Source organism: Herbaspirillum sp. B65 (assembly GCF_000333555.1).
Lineage (GTDB): Bacteria > Pseudomonadota > Gammaproteobacteria > Burkholderiales > Burkholderiaceae_D > Herbaspirillum > Herbaspirillum rubrisubalbicans.
Genome location: NZ_BADI01000065.1, coordinates 1 through 2,227, shown reverse-complemented (window position 1 = coordinate 2,227; position 2,227 = coordinate 1). Strand labels below are relative to the sequence as shown.

The 2,227-nt window shown below is 51.2% G+C and carries 4 protein-coding genes; 1 reads left to right on the top strand and 3 read right to left on the bottom strand.

The genetic code is table 11. The features are described 5' to 3' along the window. Window positions 1-95 precede the first annotated feature (95 nt). Window positions 96-308 (top strand): hypothetical protein, encoded by a 213-nt coding sequence (locus I5W_RS29280; RefSeq protein ID WP_044527942.1) that lies wholly within the window; start codon window positions 96-98, stop codon window positions 306-308. Here I5W_RS29280 and I5W_RS01665 read toward each other — a convergent pair whose 3' ends face one another. From I5W_RS01665 to I5W_RS33035, 3 genes are all read right to left on the bottom strand, one after another. Then, window positions 309-1,031 carry an immunity 52 family protein gene (locus I5W_RS01665; protein ID WP_044527941.1) on the bottom strand — a complete coding sequence of 241 codons (723 nt, stop codon included), beginning with the start codon at window positions 1,029-1,031 and terminating at the stop codon, window positions 309-311. It abuts the gene before it with no gap. Between the two features lie 4 nt (window positions 1,032-1,035). Then, the gene (locus tag I5W_RS29275; RefSeq protein ID WP_083893437.1) at window positions 1,036-1,623 is read right to left on the bottom strand and encodes a restriction endonuclease fold toxin 5 domain-containing protein; all 588 of its coding nucleotides are present in this window, start codon (window positions 1,621-1,623) and stop codon (window positions 1,036-1,038) included. A 2-nt stretch (window positions 1,624-1,625) separates the two neighbouring features. Next, on the bottom strand, window positions 1,626-2,227 hold a 602-nt coding region (locus I5W_RS33035; protein ID WP_252716856.1), incomplete at its 5' end, for a hypothetical protein.

Genomic DNA, 2,227 nt, shown 5'->3' with positions numbered 1-2,227 from the left:
CTACAGGCGCAGTTTCTTTCCTTGAACGAGTGGGCGGGGCAAGAAGTGCTCAGTTTCCGTCCCTATCAACTTCCTACCAATGAGGGCAAGTAACCATGAGCGATTACGCAGATCATGCAGACAACAAGATCTATCGAACCATCGCGGCCGGCCTGGCGGCGGCGCGAAGAGCCCCCGAACTGCAGGCAGACTGCCGCTGCCATTTTTGCGATGAGCCAGTAGCTGGCGAGTTGCTGTTTTGCGACGTGGATTGTCGCGATGACTATCAAAAAATGGAGTCGGCGCATCGCCGCGCTGGAACACGTTAGTTACAGGTTCGAAAAACGAGGGAGCAAATCTTGATCCGCAAGGCGAATCTCAATCTCGTTTGCAACCTTGATGTGCTCCTTGTTTTTCACAGAGAACGTTTCGTTCGGAACGCTGACGATGATCGTTCCTTTTTGTTTCTTTTCACTATCCCAAACTCGAAGTAGTTCTGGTGCCTCCGGCACTTGCGCGGGCGTAAGAATTTCGGGGAGATAAAGCATCCAACCGACTCCAGGCCGATCATCGAAGACTCTGTGTCGTGTTCGATATGGCGCGGGGCTCACTTCAATAAATGGGGCGGGAAAGACGTCTAACAAACCATTTATGATTTGAATGATATTTTCCTTATCCTCCAATGCAGCTACAGAATCGGCCTGTATTTTGAAGCTTGAATTTGAAGGGTCAGCAATAGTTGATAAGCTATGAAGTATCACTGCACCGCCCTTATCTTCTTTGCCATTCCATACACCTAAGATTCTGGAACGATCCGACGACTCAGCTTTTTCTTCCTCTTTGAAAATTGCGATAGCAGCTTGCGAGGGGCCATCTTTTTCAAATGCAAGATTGCGCCTGGCATTGTCCGGCGTGTCTGCCGGGGGACACCAATCAGCAAGTGGCATCCCTGCTTTTTCTAGCAGAGTTGCTACCTTCCAAAGCTGATTAAGGTGTTCGGGAATACTCGGAAGGGTATCGAGTCGTGATTTGTAAGAGAATTGAATATTCATGAAATTAGGGCATGTAGACAGTAGTAATTACAAGTCCTTGATCGCTAAACACCATCTTCATATGGTCGCAAACAGACTTCTCCATAAAGTACCAATTTAGCCTTGAGGGAGGCGAAGCCAAAGTAACTGCGCTCTGTTTTTTGGCTTGCATTAATAATTTTCGATAGCCGGTAAAAGAGAAGAAGAGCTTTGGCTCCCCGGTTTCTTTATTAAAAAATTGTGCGTATCTGGCCTTGGCTTCCTGCAAGAGGCATTCAGGAGAACGGAATCCATCAAAGTCCACGCCAGAAAATGCCCATTCAGTATAGGGGGCAAAGCCCGTCACTCGCGCCTGATACTCGCGAGAGATATCTGACATATTCCATCTTCGCGTAACGAGTGCGCCACCGTCCGGCGGACACTTCTTGCACTTATCACTTTGCTTTGTCACGTCAACTTGAGCAAGCGGCTTGCTTTCAGCGTCTTCAGCCTTCTTGGAATTTGTGTATACCGTCGCGGCACCGGCTGCTGCGGCAGCAGAGCCGATTAGCCTGATCCAGGCCAAAACTCCTGCGGAAATGGTGGGAATGTAGGGGATAGCCAAAAGGCCCATGTTTACTCCTCTTCTTGTCCTGAAGTGCGGGCGAAGTAACGCAGCACGTCTTTCATGTCTTTCAGCCGCTGCTCAGGCGTGGCGCCGGGCTTGGTCAGGTATTGTTGCGTCTCTGGCTGTTGGAATATTCCCGGCAGATCGGTCGACATGTACATCATGTAGATAAGCGAAGGCGTCTGCGTAAAGCCCAGGTTCATACCGTTGTCATAAGCGGCGCGCATCCGTCCAATGATCTCGGCACGACCAGGCTGCGCCAGGAGGTCAGGCCGGTCCACTAGGAACTCATCGGCGACTGCGGCGACGAAATTGTCCGTGTCGCGTGCCTGTACCTTCTGGAATTGTTCTTCAGTGATCTTGAGCATGATGCCTTCCAATACGCAGGCGACGGTTATCCATGAAAAACAGCCATTCGGTAATCCCCTCGAACAGATACTGACGCTGCGCCTCATCGAAATCCCGTGCCGCATTGGCCAGTGCTCGCGGATCCCATAAGCGCAGCAGGGCCAGCCTGCCGTCTGGTATTCCCCTGCACGCGCGCCTGAAGCGTGGCCGCCATTCCATCCAGGTCCATCGCGCTGATGATCCATGACACCAAGGGAGTCTT

Bases quoted from the DNA above. Each gene is read 5' to 3' on its own strand.
- I5W_RS29275 (WP_083893437.1), bottom strand. From the start codon at position 1,623: ATGGGCCTTTTGGCTATCCCCTACATTCCCACCATTTCCGCAGGAGTT.
- I5W_RS01665 (WP_044527941.1), bottom strand. From the start codon at position 1,031: ATGAATATTCAATTCTCTTACAAATCACGACTCGATACCCTTCCGAGT.
- I5W_RS29280 (WP_044527942.1), top strand. From the start codon at position 96: ATGAGCGATTACGCAGATCATGCAGACAACAAGATCTATCGAACCATC.